The organism is Pseudoalteromonas sp. 120-MNA-CIBAN-0494 (genome assembly GCF_040308885.1).
Lineage (GTDB): Bacteria > Pseudomonadota > Gammaproteobacteria > Enterobacterales > Alteromonadaceae > Pseudoalteromonas > Pseudoalteromonas nigrifaciens.
Genome location: NZ_JBEOOE010000203.1, coordinates 1 through 249, shown reverse-complemented (window position 1 = coordinate 249; position 249 = coordinate 1). Strand labels below are relative to the sequence as shown.

Sequence of the window (249 nt, the reverse complement as noted above, 5' to 3'; positions counted from 1 at the left end):
CTTAAAACGTGTCCGAAATGTTGGTGTAGTACTTGGTAATGCTGATCACACCTATTTGGATTCCCAAGGATTCACTAACCTCAGTACTGATAAATCCCAATTACAATCGCTCAAAATGCTCAGTTATGGCCGAGTTGATGTTGCGCCAATGAGCGAACTAGTGATGCCATTTTTGGCAAAAGCAGCCGATATCGATATCAACTCAATAGAACGTACCCCGATTAAGTTATACGACTCTACCTTGTATAT

At 41.0% G+C, this 249-nt stretch carries 1 protein-coding gene; it reads left to right on the top strand.

Going from position 1 to position 249, the window contains the following annotated elements:
- Window positions 1–249: hypothetical protein (locus tag AAEY55_RS18525; RefSeq protein ID WP_350552741.1), on the top strand; the 249-nt coding region annotated here is incomplete at both ends.